The following is a 20,688-nucleotide window of genomic DNA, read 5'->3' on the forward strand; positions in this document are numbered from 1 at the left end:
ACCTCTGTTTTATATTTGCGCCTAAAGCGTATCTAAAATCTGTTTTAAGTACGATTTCTTGCGCGTTGCAACTGGTATGGTCTCGTCATTTGTTAAGCGAACAGTATTATTCATATTTACTGTCTTTATATACTTTACGTTCACCAAATGAGATTGGTGTACACGTACAAAAGTGTGCTCACTTAATATATTCTCGTAGTATTTTAGATTACGGGCACTCATGATTTTTTTATCCGTAGTATGAAAAACCGTGTAAGCACCATCAGACTGACAACGAACAATATCTGTTATTTGAAGAAAGTATTGCGCATCGGCAGTTTTAATCAATAAGGTCTTCTGAATTTCTTTTTCATTAATTTCAGAGACTTTTTCAACTGCATTTTTATATACCTGTTCTTTCTTAAAACCTACTCTAAATCTATCGATACATTCAGATAACTCATCAGAATCTATAGGTTTTAATAAATAATCTATAGTATCAAATTTTATGGCCTTAATAGCAAATTCGTCATAAGCTGTTGTAAAAATTATTTTGAATGCAATACTATTCAAAGACTCTAATATTTGAAAAGCATTACCACCGATAAGCTCAATATCCAAAAAAACAAGATCCGGAGTATTATCTTTTAAAAATGAAATAGCTTCTTCAACATTATCTATTTTGGCGATAACCTCAATATCTTTTTGAGTGTAAGTAATGAGTTTATCTAAGGTATTAAGTGCATTAAACTCATCTTCTATTATAACTGCCTTTATCATGAAAGTTTCAATTTAAAAAATACTTTTGTACCAGTAGGGTTATTGTTTTTGTCGAACAAATCTTCAATCACAAAAGATTTCTCTTCACCCTTATTCCTCATTTTTAGACGCTCTAAAAATATAGTTGTAGCGTGTAATTCTTCAGTTAACTTTTCTTTCTTTGCTTTTGTCGACCTACCTAATCCATTATCTAGTATTACAAATAACAACCCTTCAGAATTTTTTTCTATTTTAAGTAGAAGCTCCCCTCCTTCTTTCTTCTCTTTTAATCCGTATTCTATAGCATTCTCAACAAAAGGCTGCAATAACATTGGTGGCACATGTATAGCTTTCGCATCTAATGATTCTTCTATTTCAACGGTATATGTAAATACATTATTAAAACGTAATTGCTGTGTTTCTATGTAGTTTTTAATCATAGAAACCTCTTTATCTAAAGTGATAGATTCTTTTCTAACATAGTCAAAATTTTGTCTGATCAACTTTGAAAATCTAGCAATATGATTAGATGATTTTATTGGGTTACCCTCTAATGTAATGTTCTGAATGGCCGCTAACGTATTAAATATAAAATGCGGATTCATTTGAACCCGCAGAAGACGCTGCTCTAAATTCGATGCTTTATTTGCTGCCTTTAACTTGGTATTATAGATATAAAATCCGGTAGCTATTAAAATAAGAACAAACACCATAATTGCACTAGCTAAAAGCAACTGGTTTCTATTATTAATTTCTTTCTGGTGGCTTATTTCGGTCTCTTTCTGTTTAACCTCATAATTTACATTCGCAAAATTCAAGAGCCTGTCTTTTTCTAAATTGCTGACATTCAATTGTAGACTATCTCTAATAATTTGATGGTTTAATGCCATGGTATAGTCACCTGACATTATTGCAATCGCAACCAATTTATCTCTCACCTCAATTTCTTCTTTTTGGTTATGGTTAGCGATATAAATGTCTAATGCTTTTTTGTAATTTACTTCTGCCGAGTCATTTTCGGCTTTCAGTAAAAATAAATTCCCCAAACCCTTATAAGGTGCTGCATTAATAGCTTTGATATTTCTATTTAAAGTAGCAGAGCCTCTTAAAAATTTTTCAGCATTTGCATATGCACCAGCTTCAATATACGTATAGCCAATATTATTTAAAATACTGACCATTGTCTTAGGGTCTCGCTGAGATTGATTTAAAGCCATGGCTTCAGAAAAACTAGCCAAAGCTTTGTTGTATTCTTTTAGTTTTAAATAAACACTTGCTTTGTTACCCTTTATTGCAATGATAGAAGTAGTATCGACACCCGTAGAAAACAGGCTGTCAGTAGCTTGAACATAAGATAATGCCTTATCATAATCTTTAAGTTGAAAGTGAAGCTTAAAAAGCTGGTTATAAGCTTTGCCTTCAATGCGTTTATCGCCAATAAATTGTGCCAAACTCAATGCTTTTAAGGCATAAACTTGAGACGTTTCAACATCGCCCATATGTAAAGAAGCACCACTTAACGTAATTAAACTTCTACTCTCATTGTACGTATCATTTAATTCAGCAAATAATTCATTACTCTTTAAATGTGTGGTTAACGATTCTTGAAATTTGTCGTTTAGGTATAATGCCTCGCCCTTATTAAACAGCAACATTGCCTTTTCTAAGGTTGTCAATTGCTTCGTATTTTGCAATAAACTATCTAACTTTAATAGTGCTTTTTCGGGTTGTTTTTGAGTTAAACTATCGATAACCATTAAACTTTTTTCGATGCTCGGGCGCATGGTATCTGCTTTGGTACATGCAAAAAGTAATAGTATAAAAAGAGCATAGAACCCTAATCGTCTTAGGCTCATATATATTGAGGTCATAAAGGTAAATCTGGAGGTGGATTAAGCACGCTAAAATAAGCAATCATCTATGTTTAGCATACGATATTAGTATTGTCTTTTTGTTAAAAAGCACTACTTCTATCGCTAGTATTCCATCCTGATATCGAAAAGAATCAATCTGTAATTACAATTCAAACTAACAGACCTCATAACAACATGATTACCCTATAAATAGTACGAAACAAAAAATTAAATCATCCAAAGAAAAAACCTGTAATTTCACTCTCAAAATACGACTAGGTAATTAGCCAATGAAAAACACCAAATTCTATACTGAGCTTAAAAAGTTAAATAAACCGCTAGTAGCCATACTAGAAAAGGAATCTGACTTTACAGCTGTGCCACTTACTTGGCATGTTGTTGTAGTAGATATTCAAAATTCTACACAAGCAGTACAAGACGGTAATCATCACCAGGTGAATTTAACGGCTACCGGTAGTATTATTTCTGTATTGAATACCGTTCGTAAAATCAAACGAAATATAGAGATTCCGTATTTCTTTGGTGGTGACGGCGCAACCTTCTTATTACCTAATGATTTACTTGATAAGGTAATTGCCGTTTTAGACAATTATAGTGTACACATTAAAAGAAAAACAAATTTAGTACTAAGAGTCGGCCACGTTTCGGTTAAAGAACTTATATCAGAAAAATGTCATCTAAAAATTGCCAAACATCAACTTACCGAACGGCTGACCATACCCATAATACTGGGCAACGGACTACATAAAGCTGAAGAGATTATAAAATCTAATTTTAAAGAACTACCAAAATCTAAATTCAATGAAAATTTATTGAATTTAAAAGGAATGGAATGTAGATGGGAAGAAGTAAACCCAGAACAAAATCAAGCCAAAGTAGTTTGCCTGTTGTTAGATTGCGTTGCCGAAGAAGATCAAAGAGCTATTTATAAAGAAGTGCTTATAAAGATGGATGCCATTTTCGGAACCTTTACCGAAAGGCAACCTATTAAAAGTGAACGTCTAAAACTAGATGCAAGTCTTTATAAAATATGGAAAGAAATGCGTGTAAGCCTAGCAGATAAAAATTGGTTCTACTTTATTAAAAACTGGATTAAAACTAACATCGGTCGCCTATACTTTAGTCTTTCTAAAAGCGGAAAACAATACCTAAAACAAATTGGTCAGTTATCGCATTCATTTATGTTAGACGGTATGATCAATACCATTTTTACGGCAGAACAAGATAAAATCGATCTTTTTATAGACTACCTGAACCAATTAGAAACCAAAGGTAAAATAGTATACGGTATTCACGTTACCCACGCCTCTGTAATGTCTTGTTACGTATTGGATAGAAAAACCAGTCACTCTCATTTTGTAGATGGTACCGAAGGCGGATACACATCTGCAGCAAAAATGCTCAAAGTCAAAAAAAAGGCATTGGCTAACTAGTTCTCTATCCTTCAAATTTATCAAATTTTTAGTCCTTCAATTTTATACGGTCAATTAATGTAATATTAGAGCAAATCTATATCTGTTCGTGTTGCTACCTTGCTATCAGTAGTAATAATTAAAAATATACAGATGATTACAGAAGATAAAAGCATTCACAAAACAAAAAGTACTGGCGGACTAGAAAATGATACTCCGCAAAATAAAGGAATATCTAAGAACGAAGATTTAAATGAAATCTTAGATGAACCCGTAAATAATGGCGGAGTAGCAACATCTACTTACGACTTACATTTAGAAAAGCAGTGGCTGGCAGTGAAAGATGAATATTTAGCAAATTTTCCAGAAACACAAGATGTAGATAATAACGGAGAGCTCGACGGCGTTGAATCCTTAATAAGAGCTATCGCAAAAAGAAGAAAGAAATCTGAACAAGAGATTCACGATGAAATAATGAACTGGACCGTAAATAAGTAAGCATGAAAAATATAATATACATTTTAGTAGCCGCATTGGTCGTAAGCTGGGTATTAGGCTTCGTGGTATTTAAAGTTATGGGAGCACTAGTTCACTTACTTCTATTATTGGCAGTAGTACTCTTAATTTACAATTGGTTAAGCAATAAGACAAGTACCTAAATAACACTTACCGATTAAAACGCTATAACTTTTTAATGCAGTTAGTACCAAGCACCATATCTTATTACTAGTTTTGCATTTTTAAATATATAGCATGATTTCAGTAGATAACCTAGCCGTAGAATTCAGTGGCACTACCCTATTTAGTGACGTATCTTTTGTCATAAACCCAACCGATAAAATTGCCCTAATGGGTAAAAACGGAGCCGGTAAATCTACCATGATGAAAATTATCGCTGGTGAGCAAAAAGGCACGCGAGGTAATGTTCGTGTACCTAAAGATGCGGTTATCGCGTATTTACCACAACACTTATTAACCGAAGATAATTGCACTGTTATTGAAGAAGCAGCCAAGGCATTTAAGCATGTGTTTAGCATGCGCGATGAAATGGACAAGCTCAATAAAGAACTAGAGACCAGAACAGATTACGAGAGTGATGCCTATATGAACATCATTGAAAAAGTATCTGATCTTGGCGAAAAATACTATGCCCTAGATGAAGTCAATTATGATGCTGAAGTTGAAAAGGCATTAAAGGGATTAGGTTTTAGACAAGAAGATTTCACCAGACAAACCAATGAGTTTAGTGGTGGTTGGCGTATGCGTATAGAATTGGCTAAAATTCTATTACAAAAACCAGATCTTATTCTATTAGATGAGCCTACAAACCACATAGATATAGAATCGGTAATTTGGTTAGAAGACTTTTTGTTGAATAAAGCCAATGCCGTAATGGTGATATCTCACGATAGAGCTTTTATTGACAATATTACCAACCGCACCATAGAAGTAACTATGGGGCGTATTTATGATTATAAAGCGAACTACAGCCATTATCTACAATTACGAGAAGATCGCAGGTCTCATCAAATAAAAGCATACCAAGAGCAGCAAAAGTTCATTGCAGACAACATGGCTTTTATAGAGCGATTTAAAGGCACCTACTCTAAAACCAATCAAGTAACATCGCGAGAGCGAATGCTTGAAAAATTAGAGAAAATAGAAATCGATGAAATCGATACTTCTTCATTAAAGTTACGTTTTCCACCAGCACCACGTTCAGGCGATTACCCTGTAACGGTCAAAGATGTTTCTAAATCTTATGATGAACATGTGGTTTTCAAAGATGCCAACATGTCTATTGCAAGAGGAGAAAAAGTTTCTTTTGTAGGTAGAAACGGAGAAGGGAAATCCACCATGATTAAAGCTATTCTTGAGGAAATTCCCGTGGAAGGTACTTGCCAACTAGGGCATAATGTTAAAGTAGGATACTTTGCCCAGAATCAAGCCTCACTTTTAGATCCAGAGCTTACCATCTTCCAAACAGTAGATGAAGTAGCCTTTGGCGATATTCGAAACCAGATTAAAAATATATTAGGTCGCTTTATGTTTAGCGGCGATGATATCGATAAAAAAGTAAGCATGCTTTCTGGTGGGGAAAAAACCCGCTTGGCAATGGTAAAGTTATTACTAGAACCAGTAAACCTTTTAATACTAGATGAGCCAACCAACCACTTAGATCTTAAATCTAAAGATGTACTTAAAGAAGCCTTATCAACGTATGATGGTACACTTATATTAGTTTCTCACGATCGAGATTTCTTACAAGGCTTATCGCAAAAGGTATTTGAATTCAAAGAACAACGCGTTATTGAACACTTTGAAACTATTGATGCTTTCTTAGAGCGTAATAGAATTAAGAGTATTTCCGAAATCAATTTGATGAAGTAAATATTACCTTCTTATTTAAATAGCTTGATTATTAATACAATAGAAATTGGTCAAACATACTTAAGTATGTTTGACCAATTATAGTATTGTTAAAGTTTATTATAAACCAAAATTAGAAATAATCATTTTTAGACTATTCAAGAACAACAGTCAATTCATCTGAAATATAGACTACATTGTCTTTCTCTACAGCATAAGTTATCTTATAATCTCCTGGCGTTATAAAATCTTTATTAAAACGCAAACGCAAATAATTATCTGAATGAAAACCTTCGTATTGACCACCTATTATTTCTCTTAATAAGTTAAATTTTTCTACATCACATTCAAAATAAACGTTAGAACTTTCTGTAAAATCTGCAGTAGTGTATACTTTTTCAATACTGGCATCATTCAAATTTGTTAATCGTATCGTTAAGTTATCAGGTATATTAGCAACACCTGGATTACTAGCATCAGCAGAACGGAATCCCCAGAACTTACCTCTAATATCTAGAAGACCTTTACGGTTATCTGTTCCAAGACAACTTGAATATTCTGTATTATTATAAGATTTTAAAAAAGGTTTTTTATTAAAGAAGTTCCACCTACTCGTTATATCCCCATCATAATTAATATCCTCTTGGTAAGGCACAAAATGCTGATAGTAATCTCCACTAAATAGACCTAAAGTAAATGATTTATTAGGTATATATTCAGTATCATTTTCAAAAAAGATTTGTGTTTCTTCATTAATATCAAATGATATTTTATTATTCTCATAGATAATATTTTCTGCAGGCACACTATCATTACCTACTTTTACGTAACCTACAAAAGGTTGTGTAAAACCTGATTCAACACCGTATGCAAATATCATATCAAATTTCTTGTTCAGTATATCAACCTCTGCAAATACCTGTGAACTTGCTAAATAACCCTTTGTTATAAAGGTTTGCAACCCTGATTCATAACTATTTCCATTAATAGTTACCCGTGTTTTAACTTCATGTTTTTTTCCACTAGTTAAATTTACAATCACTTCATTATTAGTTTCTATAAAAGCCTCTTGTCCATTTTCTCTATATAAAATAGTTTCCGTTGCATTAATTGGTAGTGTTTGATTTGTAGACAACTTTATAGTAGCTTCATCTAAACCAATCTTACTTATCGTAGTGGTAACTACTAACTTGTCATAACTAACTGGCGTCATATCATTATCACTGTCATTCGCTGTATCATCGGTTGAACTATCCGTGGTATTATCAGTTATTTCATTGGTTGTGTCATTAATTACATCATCTGATGAACAAGATGTCAAAATAAATAGTGTAATAGTTAAGTAAAGTAGGTTTCTCATAAAATCGTTTCTATTATTCTTAAATTATAGGAAAAAAGTATAACGTCTTATTAAAAAAATATTGTCCGAAAAAACAAATAATTAGAACCCTTTGTAAGTTGAATAGAACTTTTTCAGAATTAAAAATAGATTTTTTTAATCTGTCGATATTACCATATTAGTCTTTTCTCAATCAAGTATTTTTTAACTTTTTTTAGAATAAAAAAAACACTATTTGAATATTAATTTTGAGAAAAATTCCTAATTAATAAAGAATAAATTTATTGCTTACATCTTTTTTGAACAAACATTAAGCACCACGAGATATCTTCAATTACAATAGTATTTTTCTTATACTTTACATTATCTAAATTTTCATCATCTGTTATTTCGAAGAAAATACACTAAGGCTATCTATCTAAGTAATATGATACTCTAATACTATTTTTTCACAATTGCGATTTCTTAAAAGGCTTATCGCAAAAAGTATTTGAATTTAAAGAACAACGCGTTATTGAACATTTTGAGACTATTGATGCTTTCTTAGAGCACAACAGAATTAAAAGTATTTCCGAAATCAATTTGATGAAGTAAAAATCTTTTTATTTTTTTAAATTACAGATATAAAAGAAATATGTGTAATTGTACACATATACAATTGTTGTAGCCAATTTAAATAAGCATATAAATGGAAGAAAAATACTGCCCTGATTGTAAAGAAAAAATAGACGGCAAGTATTGTTCTGAATGCGGGTCCAAAGGCATTGAGAAAAATAATGTTGATGGACTTGTTACCGCAAACTGGCGTGAAGAAAAAGATTTAGCCAGAATTGTCAAAAACAAAGAAGTACAAGTTTTTATCAAACAATATTTGGATAAAACTAAAAATACTCTTTCAGCGGAAGAGTTCTTTGAAAGAGTTGACCTAGTGTTCTCTCCTTTGACAGGTTTCTCGTTAAAAAAACTTGCAGAGGTTACAGTTCCTCTTTACAAAAAAATGGGTATTAAAACCGGGAAATTTAAAATTGAACATTTTGAATACTCCCCACAAGAAGTATTAATTAAGATTTTATGCTCTTTAGCTCAGCATAAATACCCAATAAAGGAGGTAAATGAAGCATCAAATGGATTAATATTAGTTGCCGAAATTCCTTCAAGTATGAAAACATTCGGAGGGGAAATAATCATAACGTTAGAGAATAAAATAGGAAAAACGAGTGTGAGCGTAAACTCAATAATAAGAGGTCAACTCTATGATTGGGGGAAAAGTAAATCTATTGTAAAAGCACTTTTCGCAGACATTGAAAATATTCAAATTGAACTAGATTCGCAATAAAACTGGCTACAACACAACCTATAAACAATACGGGCTAAGGTTTGAGCATTTTTATGAAGTCCGCAAAATCTTTTGGATTTTGCTTTTTAGCGGGACAAAGAACAAAACAAAACCAAAAGATTTAGCTATGTGCGTGGCGGAAAGCAAACGTTAGTTTGCTCCCGTACTGTTCATAGCTAAACCGTTGTAAAACATGTATATTAACGAACATATTACAAAAAATTGGAATTGGTTCGATTTTGGTGTAAATTAGCATCAAAATTTATTTCTCATGGGAAGACAGAGCATATCGTTTACGAGACCAAATGATGAATGGTTAAAGAAACAGGTTGATAATCAGGAGTACTCAAGTAAAAGCGAACTTGTTAATGACTTAATTCGTCAAGCAAGAAACCAACAAATCGAAATTGACTGGATTAGAGCTAAATTGGAAAAGTCTGAAAATAGTGGATTTACCAATTATAGTAAAAAGCAAATTTTAGCGCAATCCAAGTCTGAGCTTAATGACTAAATATAGATTAAGCAACGAAGCGAAGAACGACTTAATACGAATTCATCGTTACGGAGTTAAAAAATTCGGAATGCAACAAGCGGACAAATATTTCAAAACCTTTTTCGAATATTTTGACATTATCGCTAAAAGACCGTATTCATTTGAATCTATTGAATACATAAAAACAGGGTATCGAAGATGCGTTTGTGGTTCGGACAATATTTACTACAAAATAAATAATGATATTGTTGACATAATGGCGATTGTTGGAAAACAGGATTTGAAAAATATGCTCTAAACTGCGTGCAAAAATACTGTTGTCAACACAACCTATAAGCAATACGAGCTTAGGTTTTAAACGTTAAGGTCTGTGTATATTTATAATGCCACTAAATCTTTCGGATTTCGCTTTGACACAAAAAATAAGCTATATAATTGCAATTACGACGAATTTGAATCTGTAAGAATACGAGCTTAATTGAGAAAGTCCGCTAAATATAAAATAAGATTATTTCATCCCCTACTGACATTATAATATTAATGTCACTTCATTAAAAAATCGAATTCTGAAATTAATAGTTAGAAAAAATTGAAAAGAAAATATCCACTAATTATTACCGGAATCTTAGTCTTCGGGTTTTTATTTTATTACATAGCTTGGTCTATTTCACCTGGTAGTTATGGAAAGGCTGAAACATATGAATTAAATATTTCTGAAGAAACCCTTATCGAAATTATAAAACAGGTAAAAGTCGAAGAAAATTTAAAAACCAATAGTTTCACTGACCATAAAAATGGACACTGGTTCTCTATCTATTTTGAGTATAAAGATAAAAACCAGATCATTCATGCTTTGACCAGACCGAAGAATAAAGAAACGACAACATTTTATTTTTCAGGTTATAAAAACAAAACTGACCGCGGAAATTGGATTGATGCGAATGAATATTTTTGGTGGTGGAAAAACTCAAAAGTAAAAAAGGAATTTGAATCAAGAATATTGAATAAAATTGAGCAAAAAATAAAAACACAGGCACTCAACACCGATTAAAATATATTGCGGACTTTAAATCTAAACTAAAAAGTTCGTGTAAGTTTTTAATGCCGCGAATAAACTTAGCTTTCAAAATAAACAACTAAACCAATCTTAACCAAGTACCAGTTTAATTAAATAATAAAGTTGAGCTCAAGTGTTGACCGAATTAGCACAAAATGAAGAAAAAAATAGTACTTGCCTTATTACTGATTACAACAGTTATTTCTGGTTGGCTAATAATAAATAAATTAGACCTACTTGATATTCCATCAAATAAGAACGACCATAATGCCGCATTTGAAAAGCGAAAAATAGAATCAAGAACAGATATCAATGACTGTGAAAAAGAACTATTAAAATCTGAAATTGATATTAATCGTAAAAACACAAAACAGAATTCAATCATAGCATATAATACTCAAATTATAGCGTTTATCATCATTGGTATTCAAGTAGTTGCATTTATACTTGTATTACTTATACCGAAAAGCACACACAGCAGTATTAGAAGAGACTAAACTACTTTTTTGAAATAGTTTTATTACAATCTACGCTAACAAATTAGCTATCAGCACAAACCCCGTAAAGGGGTATTTATACGTAATTTAGCAATTGAGATTAAATTTTCGATGCAGTATTAAAATACGCATCAGATATTGTACTTTTCTAGCAACTTTGCACTAGAGCCTTTTCTGTAGATTAAAAATTTCAGAGAAATATCTCTCGAATTCCCCTTCTTTATTTCATAAGAAAAGTTGAACAAATTCGCTGTTTCTTATTAGACCTTTTACAATAGATACAAATCTAAAATGTACTTCTGACTTTAGGTATAAAGGCAATTATTAATGTATTTGTAAGGGACTGTAAGCGGTTACTTGTATTAAGAAAACGCTGTCATTTATTTTCTACATTATTTATTAAATAATCTTAACTTCAAACCAACAACCAAAAATAAGAACCAAACCAATTTAAATTTTAGAGCCAACAATATGATTCAATCTTACAAGAAGAAACCAGAATTACAAGAAAAGTATGATAGTATTGTTATAGGCTCAGGTATGGGTGGTCTGGCTACTGCTGCAATTTTGGCAAAAGAAGGTCAGAAAGTACTCGTATTAGAAAAGCACTACACTCCGGGTGGCTTTACACATGTTTTTAAGCGTAAAGGTTATGAATGGGATGTTGGCATACATTATATAGGAGAAATGCAGCGTGAAAGCAGTCTTTTAAAGAAATTGTTTGACTACATCACAGACGGCGAATTAAAGTGGGCAGATATGGGTGATGTTTACGATCGGGTAATTATCAGAGATAAACATTATGATTTTGTAAAAGGGGCCAAAAATTTCAAAAAACAAATGACTGCTTATTTCCCAGAGGAAGAAAAAGCAATCAACAGCTATGTAGATTTAGTTTTTAAGGCAGTAAAAACAAGTAAAAACTATTACATAAGCAAAGGCATAGCACCTGTTTGGAACACCTTATTTGGCAAGTATCTTAAAAAGCCATTTTATAAATTTTCAGACAAAACAACCTACGAGGTTCTAAGTTCATTAACAAAAAACGAAACACTAATAAAAGTGATGACCGCGCAGTATGGTGATTATGGTTTACCGCCAAAACAAAGTAGCTTTTCTATGCATGCTTCTGTAGTGCGTCATTATTTTGATGGTGGTAGTTTTCCGGTTGGTGGATCTTCTCAAATTGCAAAAAAAGTTAGTCCCGTAATTGCAGCTTCTGGTGGTACCATTTTGGTAAGTGCAGATGTAGAAGAAGTTATTATTGAAAATAATAAGGCTATTGGTGTTCGCATGAAAGATGGAAAAGTTTTTCATGCAGATAACGTGGTTAGCAACGCAGGCGTAATGACAACTTACAATAAGTTATTGCCATCAGCTACAGTAGAGAAACATCAACTAACCCAGCAATTACAAAAGGTAAACAGATCTGCAGCCCACGCCAGTTTATATATTGGCTTAGAAGGAACGCCCGAAGAACTTGGTTTACCAAAAACAAATTATTGGGTCTACCCAAAAGAAGGTGATCATGATACCTGCATTAGCAACTATTTAGAAGATATGTCTCAACCTTTTCCGTTGGTATATCTTTCTTTTCCTTCTGCGAAAGATCCAGATTGGGCGAATCGCTACCCTACCAAAAGTACCATTGATGTAATTACATTAGTACCCTACGAAACATTCGAAGAATGGGAAGGCACACCATGGAAAAAAAGAGGCGCAGAATATGAGGCTAAAAAAGAAGTATTTGCACAGCGATTATTAAAAGAAGTATACAAACAATTACCGCAAGTTGAAGGTAAGGTAAATTGCTACGAATTATCTACTCCCCTAACTACACAGCATTTTATAAATTATGAAAAAGGGGAAATTTATGGTTTAGATCACACGCCCGCTCGATATAGACAGCCATTTTTAAAACCTAAAACTCCCATCAAGAATTTTTATTTAACAGGACAAGATATTGTTACCGCAGGGGTTGGTGGCGCGCTTTTTTCTGGCGTTTTATCTACTATGGCAATTACTGGAAAGAACATTTTAAAAAAGGTTTAAAACAATAAGTGTCAATTTAACATCTAAAACTATTTCAATATAATCAGTTGACCTTTTATGTTTAAACGACCAATTTTCGATACTATTTTTTTTGGTAAGTAAACACTTTTAAATTATTGGTAAAGCTTGAATATACAGTCATAAAAAAAGAAAGATTCTCCATTAGATTTTTAGCTGAGATAACTGGCTTAATTATTGCGGGTTAGGTGAATAAGTATTTATTACATCTAACTAATCAACTAAACCTCATAAAAATGAAAAAGTTCTATTTTAAATTCTTTGCAATTTTTTCTTTAACGTTCTCCGCCCATTCTCAAACGATAGATACGCTAGTAAATGTTGGCGGGTTTAACATGCATTTCAATATAATGAAAGGTGTCGGAACTCCTATTCTTTTTGAAGCTGGTGGTGGCGATGATAGTTCTGTTTGGACTCCTATTTTAGAAAGAATACATAAAGTTACTGGTACTACATTAATCACCTATGACCGATCAGGTTTCGGACAGAGTGAATTGAATCCGGCATTAAAAAATGATTCAGATTTCGGAATTGAAAACGGAATTAAAGAGCTTGAAACGGGACTTGCAAAATTAGGGTACGGTGATGATATTATTTTGGCATCCCATTCCTACGGCGGACTATACAATCTACTATATGCAAATAAACATCCAAAGAAAGTGAAATCGATTGTTTTAATAGATGCTACGCTCAGTGATTTCTGGAACGATGATTTCTTAGCGATGAGAGACATGTTTGTAGACATCAACACCATACCAAAAGGTACTGGCGATTATTACTTAAATTTCAATTACAATGAGATTATGCGTTCATTAAGAGACACACAATTTACTGATATCGTACCTGTTACAAATATTTTTCCTGATAAATCTGCTTCAGTATATCCAAAAGAATATTCCGACAGATGGAAAAAAGTCCATGTTGATTTAGGCGAGAAAAACAATAACGTAACTAATATTATAGCAGAAAGCAGCAGCCATGCTGTATTTAATGATAACCCTGCTTTAGTTATCAACGCCATTATTAAAGCCTATTCAGAAACATTAGATAAAAACCAACAAAATTTAGTTTTACAAAAGGCGCTGAACAATGCCATAGACCTATCAATTGAAACTAAGGTTCATAATCGTTCAGAACATGATTTAAATACATTAGGATATTCATTTTTACAAACCCAAGAATTAGACAAGGCTCTAGACATATTTAAAACAACTACCCTATTATTTCCTAATAGTGCAAATGCTTATGATAGTTATGGTGAAGCGTTATTGATGGCAGATAAAAAAACGGAAGCCATAGAAATGTATGAAAAATCTATAGCGTTAAATCCTGATAACGAACATGGGAAAGAGGTGTTGTTGAAATTGAAAGAAGAGTAATACAATCTAACACTATACATATCATACATATAACACCATGGGTCTATTTAATTTTTTAAAAAAGAGCGACAAAAAACAAGAAACTGTTCAATTACAATCTAAAAAAGAAGCGAACATTTCAAAAATCAAGCAATACATTAACATACCAGAGTCAATAGCAGATAAAGTAGCGGACATCGACCAGATTACCACCAGTAAAGATTTAGATGTAGAGTCCCGAGTTAATGAGCTCATGAAAATTTATGAATCGCTAACTGATGACCAAAAAAGAACTAAAGAAGGCAGGTATGTAATAGTACATATCGCAGAAGTATGTTTTTCTGAAAGATGGATCGAAGATGCTTTTGATAATTTCAATTTTGCTATGCAATTTAAAGACACTGTAGGTAATCCGTTTTTACACCTTAGACTAGGACAATTAAACTATTTAGTGCAGAACAAAGACAAAATGCATGATGAATTAAGCAGAGCACTCATTATGGCCGGAGAAGCAATTTTTAAAGATGAGGATCCCAAACTTATTGAAATGGTAAAAAGTGTTTTAAAAGAACCTGAAAATTGTTCTTGGGCAGCATACGAAGGTCAAGATTGGGCGGTAACAAAATAATAAAGGAGCACTACCCTATAAATTAAAGACTACTTTTAAAATAATAAGTTCACAAGATGATTTTTGATGCAATAGTTAGTTTCTTCGTTGACGTAATTTTTGAAGGAATTCTACATAAATTTTGGAATTTTCTGGGTAGCATATTAAACCGTATAGATAAATTTTTATTTAAGAAAAAGAAGTAATCTATTTTAAGAGGAAATAGTCGTATTAAAAATCAGTCATTAGAATAAATAAATTAATCTGCACTAATCAGTATGAAAACAATAAATGAATTAATAAATATTGATGAACCTGGCTGGGCATTAGTTACTGAATGGATAAATGATGCAACCAACAAAATTGAAGTTCTACCCAAGACCGAGAAAGAAGCTGATAATGCACTGTATCAAACTCAAGTATCAACCCGCTCACCAATGGGTGCTATAATATACGAAACTGGTGGTCTCTTAATTGACCATGGCTGGATCAGAATTTTGGGTTCTGGTAACCAAAAGCTAGATAGAACTTTACCTGAGTGGAATAAAGGCAAAACATTTAAAGAATATGGAGATAAACCATCTATATTCTTAGTTGCCGATGATGTAGTCGGCGGATTTTTCGCAATAAATGGTGGTGCATTAGGCGATGATTTAGGCAATGTATATTATTTCGCGCCAGATGCCTTAGAATGGGAGTCAATGGATATTGGGTATTCTGATTTTCTATGGTGGACATTTACTGGTGATCTAGATCAATTCTATGCCAATGCACGTTGGACAGGTTGGGAAAAGGAAATAACTGAAATTAATGGAAATCAAGGTATCGCATTCTATCCTTTCTTATGGACAGCACATAATCACATTGATGATTTGACAAGAAAAATAGTACCAATTTCAGAGATATGGGCATTTCAACAAGATGCGCTAAAGCAATTAAACAATGGTGATTAAACTAGTTTAGATATTAAAATAAGAGGTTTACTACACTTCAAGAATTACAATTATAAAAATGACCAGAAATATAGTATTGACCCTTTTTTTCTTCATCAACACCTTCATTTCATTTTCTCAATATACATGGACCAATGGAGAGGTCATTTTAAAAAACGGTAAGACGGCAAAGGGTGAAGTTAAGATTCCTGTTGTATCAAAAGACCTGATTCATTTTAACGGAAAATCTAAAGTTAGAGTTAAAGACAAAGTTAGCGGAGGCAAATCTGTATTTAATGAAGATCAAGTTGAGCTTATAAAATTTGTATTCTCTGAAAAAGAAATTGCCTATTTCAAATACATACCGGTTTCTCAAAAGAAAAAAGAAATATTCTGTATTGTCACTACAGGTGCCGTTACACTTTATGGTAGATCTGTGGGCATGACCTCAACAAGACCTGGCACGATTACTTTTCACAATTTAAATGAATTCTATGCCCAAAGAGCAAATGAAGATATTGCCACGTCTTTACTAACTGCAAGACCTTCAAAGTCTTTTAAAAATCGTGCTATAGAATATTTAAGCGATTGCCCTACCCTAGTTTCTAAACTAAAAAACAAAATTCTTAAAAAAGATGACATCATTGCAGTTGTTGAGGAATATAATAGTTGCGCTAAATAACCTCCACTGTATTTCAAACAACAAAATAGCCTCATAAACGTTTATTGAATTCAACTTAAACCATAAATCATCATGTATAAAAAAGTACTTTTAGCTATTGTCTTGATAGTCGCATTTGTAAAAACAAGTAACGCTCAAGAATTACAAACTCAAGTAGAAGCAATCAATACTTTTATAGAAGAACATAGTGAAAGTAATAGAAATTATTACGCAAAAATTAATGCTACACAAGAAAATGTTTATTTCTATAACGAAATTCAACATGCAATGCAGCTAACATTTCCTGTTATAAAAATGGACGCTGATAATATAAAAATCACAAAAAAGGGACTCACATTTTATCCCAAAGAAAAGGGTTTGGTGGTCATCAAAAACTTTTCGACTTTTGCACCTAAAGACATTGGCACCGCTTGGCTTAATATTATTAAAATGAGCAAAAAAGATAAAATAGAGCTACAAGGCATGATGAAGAAGTTCATTATAGATTATCAAACTGCAATGAAATAGTAGCTTCTAATCAAACGATTATAAAGTAAACAAAAAGCCCTAAGAATATATCTTAGGGCTTTTTGTTATGTATAGTTTTAGCAATTACTTACCGCCGTCTAATTTATCTTGTAAGACTTTCAATTTATCCCAATCACCAGAAGCAGCTAATTTCGCTTGCTTTGGCCAGCTACCTGGTTTATGCATAGTATAACGCGGACCAGCTTCTTTTAAAATCTCTTCAAGAGTCTTTACAGACGCTCCCGCTAATTTCGCAAAAGTACCTATTCCTTTATCTGTTAAGATAGATGCAATTTTAGGTCCGATGCCCTCAATTTTCTTTAAATCATCTTTCTTAGCTTTGGCTACTGGTTTCTTTGCTACCGTTTTTTTAGCAACAGGTTTTTTGACCGCTGCCTTTTTAACCGGTTTCTTTTTCGCAGGCAATGCACTTAAATCTACAACGCTATTATCAATACCTGAATATGGCGATGGTACGTAGGCATCTGCCGCATGATCATTGAACCAACCTTTGTCTTCGCTCAAATACCTAAACTCATAACTTTTACCAGTTTCAAGTTTTATGCTCTTTACATAGGACCCGTTCTTTTTTTCCATTCGGTAAGAACTATCGTTCGTTTGCCAATCATTGAAGTCTCCCAATAAGATAACATTGGCTTCACTTGGCGCTTCATTTTTGCCAACTGTAAACGTAACTGTAGTATGCGTACCCTTTCCTTTTGTTTCTTTTGTTAATGCCATTTTTCCGTAGTGTTTTAATTCTAGATAAAAGTTACATAGAAATTACTCATTTTCAAAAGTTTGCATAAAGTAATTCTAAATTTAAAATTAACCATCCCCTTTATGAATAGAGAAAATTCCATATTATCTTTAAAACATTTTTGTGTAAAATGAATAATTGAGTTCAAAAATAAATTTTAAAACCAGATATGTATTATACTAATAAATACTACAATAGGCGATAAACCTTTTCGCTTGTTCGCCTTCCGGTAAGCATGTAATCGCCCACATAGTCTAGTAGATGTCCGTTTATTTTTAACAGTGCCTGAAACTCAGAAGAGAAAAGTATATCTTCATGTATCTCTTTACACAATTGACATAAACGAGCTCCGGTATTTAGAACCGTACCGTGGTAGGCAATGTCCCTTTTATAGTCTCCAACCTCAGCAACGGCAACAGTACCAAAGCTAATACCTGTTTTAAATTTAGGCACCAAACCAAATTCCTTTTCAAATTCTGTAGCTGAATTAATTAAAGTATCTCTAAAATTAAGATAAAGATCCAAACATTTTTTTGCCGCTTTGTCATCAGAAACTTGCCAAGTAAGAACTGCTTCATCACCTACATATTGATAAACCTCCGCATCATAATTTTCAATGTGATGGGTAAGCTTGATAAAACATTCTTGAAGAAGCCTACTATATTTTAAATGACCAATCTCTTCCGCTATTGTGGTAGATTGGTTTAGATCTAGAAACATAAAAATACGCTGGGCTTCTTTTGGTCTAAAATACGTACCCATTATAATATCATAAAGGTTAGTAGACCCAAATTTTCTAGAAATTTGGGCATATAGGCTAAAGTGAAAACTAACTACAAAGAAATAAGCAATATAGAAACCATTAAGTGACGCTCCTAAATAGGCATAATGTGCATTAACGGCAGCATTGCTACTCAATGGCAATATCTCGGTAATTACATAAGTCCCAATTAAATGAATGGCATATATAACCGTAAATTGCAAAACAGCCTTAAACAATACCACCACCGCAAATGGGTAATCGCGAAGCATTGAACTTAAGAAATACACCTCGCTAATGCTTATTAACAAACAATAAAAAATGATAATTGGTAAAACAGTTTTAAACGTATACTTAAAATAAGGAAGCCAATCTCCACTTTGAAAAACCTTTATATTTAATACTACGTCAAATGCGATAATAGCAATAAACCACATTAAAGCCAGCGTCAATATTCTAAAAATCTTTTTTTCTTCATATGACGCTGTAAGACTTAACCAATGCGGTCATCTTATTACAGTAATAAATTTATAAAGTTCCTATTATAGAATATTACTCTTTTAAACTCTCTAATGAAGGTGCTACCAACTGATCTGTTCTGTATAAAAATGTAATCTCTTTGTTTTCAAAATTGGTATAGGCATTTATAAGGTTAGACTGTGCATTCTGTGCCATTGCCTGAGCATCTAACAAATCTGTAAGTCCGCTTAGACCACTATCGTAATTATCACGGTTTACCTTTAAGTTCTCTTCAGCCAACTGTTTGTTCTCCAAAGCATAGGTTACTTGCTCATGAGCATTAACCAGATCGTACCAACTTTGTGTTATTGCCAGTTTTAGTTGATCAATACCATCTTTTCTATTGTTTTGGGTAATCTCTTCTTGAATTCGCTCTTGCTTCACTTTTTGTTTACCGCTACCCCACCAATCTGAAATAGGAATACTTAATGTACCAAAAGCCAAACCTGTAAATTGACTGCTTATAGAACTATCTACAGAACCAAATTCTTGTGCACTTACACCAACTGCAAATGAAGGTAGTAAATCTGCTTTTGCCATTTTTGTTTGTAAGCTACTGGCAGTTATAGATTTTTCAAGAAGCATGTAATTGCTATTCCCGTTCAGGTCTAGATCTGGTTCTGGATATTTTAATTCTGGCGGAGCTATATTTTCAAAATTTGCATCTGCCACCATATCTCGAGCATAGGCAACACCAACGTAAAGAGAGAAATCTAACAATGCCAATTTGCGCATGTTCTCTAATTTACTCTTGTTCAAAAGCAATTCGCTACGGTTTACTTTTACCTGTAACAATTGATTTTTTGCAATTAAGCCAGCTTCCAACAAATCTTGTTGTTGCTTTAAAAGCTCATCTAAATAGGCTTCGTTCGTTTCTATAACCTTCTGTTGTTCTTGCAATTGTACCAACTGCCAAAACTTATTTTCAGTTACTACCAAAACAGAATCAACGGCTTGTTCTGCCCTAATCTGGGAAGTTTCTAGCTGTATGTCTGCCAAAGCATTAGAACTCCTGATTTTTCCACCGGCATAAATGACCTCTGTAGCTGTAGCACTAGCGTTATACAAGTTGTCTATACCGTAAGGTAAAATTCCTTCAATAGGACTAATTAAGTCATTAGGCGCATAAAGACCGATAGCACTTGCCTCAACATTCGGAAAATAGTTGGCAACCATTTCCTTTTTGAACGCTTCGGACTTCTCAATGGTCAATAGACCGTTCTTTATGGCATTACTATGTTTAAGTGCTGCCTTTTGGCTTTCCTCCAAAGTTATCTGCTGAGCAAAAGAGCTATGGAAACCTAAAAGTATCATCCCGATTACGGAAAACAACTGCACGCTTTTAATACCTGTATTATGTGATTTTATATGTATCAT

General features: G+C 32.9%; 21 protein-coding genes. 15 read left to right on the forward strand and 6 right to left on the reverse strand.

Features of this window, described 5'->3' with window-relative positions; genetic code table 11:
• Positions 1–21: 21 nt before the first annotated feature.
• Complete coding sequence (locus ACJJVT_RS07330) at positions 22–759, reverse strand: LytR/AlgR family response regulator transcription factor (protein WP_405397594.1); 738 nt, start codon at positions 757–759, stop codon at positions 22–24.
• Complete coding sequence (locus ACJJVT_RS07335) at positions 756–2,609, reverse strand: histidine kinase (protein ID WP_405397595.1); 1,854 nt, start codon at positions 2,607–2,609, stop codon at positions 756–758. Before ACJJVT_RS07335 ends, ACJJVT_RS07330 begins: the two co-directional genes overlap by 4 nt.
• Positions 2,610–2,881: 272 nt before the next feature.
• On the opposite strand from ACJJVT_RS07335, the gene ACJJVT_RS07340 reads away from it, so the two are divergent.
• From ACJJVT_RS07340 to ACJJVT_RS07355, 4 genes are all read left to right on the forward strand, one after another.
• Positions 2,882–4,045 (forward strand): DUF3095 family protein, encoded by a 1,164-nt coding sequence (locus ACJJVT_RS07340; RefSeq protein WP_405397596.1) that lies wholly within the window; start codon positions 2,882–2,884, stop codon positions 4,043–4,045.
• Positions 4,046–4,177: 132 nt separating this feature from the next.
• Complete coding sequence (locus ACJJVT_RS07345; RefSeq protein ID WP_405397597.1) at positions 4,178–4,522, forward strand: hypothetical protein; 345 nt, start codon at positions 4,178–4,180, stop codon at positions 4,520–4,522.
• 2 nt (positions 4,523–4,524) lie between these two features.
• Positions 4,525–4,683 carry a lmo0937 family membrane protein gene (locus ACJJVT_RS07350; RefSeq protein WP_324027663.1) on the forward strand — a complete coding sequence of 53 codons (159 nt, stop codon included), beginning with the start codon at positions 4,525–4,527 and terminating at the stop codon, positions 4,681–4,683.
• A gap of 94 nt (positions 4,684–4,777) precedes the next feature.
• A complete protein-coding gene (locus ACJJVT_RS07355) occupies positions 4,778–6,415 on the forward strand; it encodes an ABC-F family ATP-binding cassette domain-containing protein (RefSeq protein WP_405397598.1) in 1,638 nt (545 codons plus the stop codon).
• 133 nt (positions 6,416–6,548) lie between these two features.
• Here the strand turns inward: ACJJVT_RS07355 and ACJJVT_RS07360 are convergent, their stop codons facing one another.
• Complete coding sequence (locus tag ACJJVT_RS07360) at positions 6,549–7,754, reverse strand: hypothetical protein (RefSeq protein ID WP_405397599.1); 1,206 nt, start codon at positions 7,752–7,754, stop codon at positions 6,549–6,551.
• Positions 7,755–8,421: 667 nt separating this feature from the next.
• Between ACJJVT_RS07360 and ACJJVT_RS07365 the strand changes: the two genes are divergently transcribed.
• The 11 genes from ACJJVT_RS07365 to ACJJVT_RS07415 all read left to right on the forward strand — a co-directional run bounded on the left by ACJJVT_RS07365 (position 8,422) and on the right by ACJJVT_RS07415 (position 17,272).
• Positions 8,422–9,069: a hypothetical protein gene (locus ACJJVT_RS07365; protein WP_405397600.1), complete on the forward strand. Its 648-nt coding sequence runs from the start codon at positions 8,422–8,424 to the stop codon at positions 9,067–9,069.
• A 271-nt stretch (positions 9,070–9,340) separates the two neighbouring features.
• Complete coding sequence (locus ACJJVT_RS07370) at positions 9,341–9,580, forward strand: type II toxin-antitoxin system ParD family antitoxin (protein ID WP_405397601.1); 240 nt, start codon at positions 9,341–9,343, stop codon at positions 9,578–9,580.
• Positions 9,573–9,860 (forward strand): type II toxin-antitoxin system RelE/ParE family toxin, encoded by a 288-nt coding sequence (locus ACJJVT_RS07375; protein ID WP_405397602.1) that lies wholly within the window; start codon positions 9,573–9,575, stop codon positions 9,858–9,860. The genes ACJJVT_RS07370 and ACJJVT_RS07375 overlap by 8 nt, the downstream gene beginning before the upstream one ends.
• Before the next feature lie 291 nt (positions 9,861–10,151).
• Positions 10,152–10,613: a hypothetical protein gene (locus ACJJVT_RS07380; protein ID WP_405397603.1), complete on the forward strand. Its 462-nt coding sequence runs from the start codon at positions 10,152–10,154 to the stop codon at positions 10,611–10,613.
• 161 nt (positions 10,614–10,774) lie between these two features.
• Entirely contained in the window at positions 10,775–11,116 is a 342-nt protein-coding gene (locus ACJJVT_RS07385; RefSeq protein ID WP_405397604.1) for a hypothetical protein, read from the forward strand.
• 471 nt (positions 11,117–11,587) lie between these two features.
• Entirely contained in the window at positions 11,588–13,168 is a 1,581-nt protein-coding gene (locus ACJJVT_RS07390; protein WP_405397605.1) for a phytoene desaturase family protein, read from the forward strand.
• A 254-nt stretch (positions 13,169–13,422) separates the two neighbouring features.
• Entirely contained in the window at positions 13,423–14,565 is a 1,143-nt protein-coding gene (locus ACJJVT_RS07395) for an alpha/beta fold hydrolase (RefSeq protein WP_405397606.1), read from the forward strand.
• Positions 14,566–14,602: 37 nt separating this feature from the next.
• The gene (locus ACJJVT_RS07400; RefSeq protein WP_405397607.1) at positions 14,603–15,172 is read left to right on the forward strand and encodes a hypothetical protein; all 570 of its coding nucleotides are present in this window, start codon (positions 14,603–14,605) and stop codon (positions 15,170–15,172) included.
• Between the two features lie 257 nt (positions 15,173–15,429).
• Positions 15,430–16,104, forward strand: coding sequence for a DUF2625 domain-containing protein (locus ACJJVT_RS07405; protein ID WP_405397609.1), 675 nt, complete (start codon positions 15,430–15,432; stop codon positions 16,102–16,104).
• Between the two features lie 58 nt (positions 16,105–16,162).
• Positions 16,163–16,765, forward strand: coding sequence for a hypothetical protein (locus tag ACJJVT_RS07410; protein WP_405397610.1), 603 nt, complete (start codon positions 16,163–16,165; stop codon positions 16,763–16,765).
• Between the two features lie 72 nt (positions 16,766–16,837).
• Complete coding sequence (locus tag ACJJVT_RS07415; protein WP_405397611.1) at positions 16,838–17,272, forward strand: hypothetical protein; 435 nt, start codon at positions 16,838–16,840, stop codon at positions 17,270–17,272.
• 84 nt (positions 17,273–17,356) lie between these two features.
• Here ACJJVT_RS07415 and ACJJVT_RS07420 read toward each other — a convergent pair whose 3' ends face one another.
• From ACJJVT_RS07420 to ACJJVT_RS07430, 3 genes are all read right to left on the reverse strand, one after another.
• Positions 17,357–18,013, reverse strand: a complete 657-nt coding sequence (locus ACJJVT_RS07420) for a helix-hairpin-helix domain-containing protein (RefSeq protein ID WP_405397612.1) — start codon at positions 18,011–18,013, stop codon at positions 17,357–17,359.
• 208 nt (positions 18,014–18,221) lie between these two features.
• Entirely contained in the window at positions 18,222–19,229 is a 1,008-nt protein-coding gene (locus ACJJVT_RS07425) for an adenylate/guanylate cyclase domain-containing protein (RefSeq protein ID WP_405397614.1), read from the reverse strand.
• A 115-nt stretch (positions 19,230–19,344) separates the two neighbouring features.
• Positions 19,345–20,688 (reverse strand): TolC family protein, encoded by a 1,344-nt coding sequence (locus ACJJVT_RS07430; protein WP_405397616.1) that lies wholly within the window; start codon positions 20,686–20,688, stop codon positions 19,345–19,347.

Origin of the sequence: Maribacter sp. Asnod2-G09, from assembly GCF_045063795.1 — a bacterium.
Taxonomy (GTDB): domain Bacteria; phylum Bacteroidota; class Bacteroidia; order Flavobacteriales; family Flavobacteriaceae; genus Maribacter.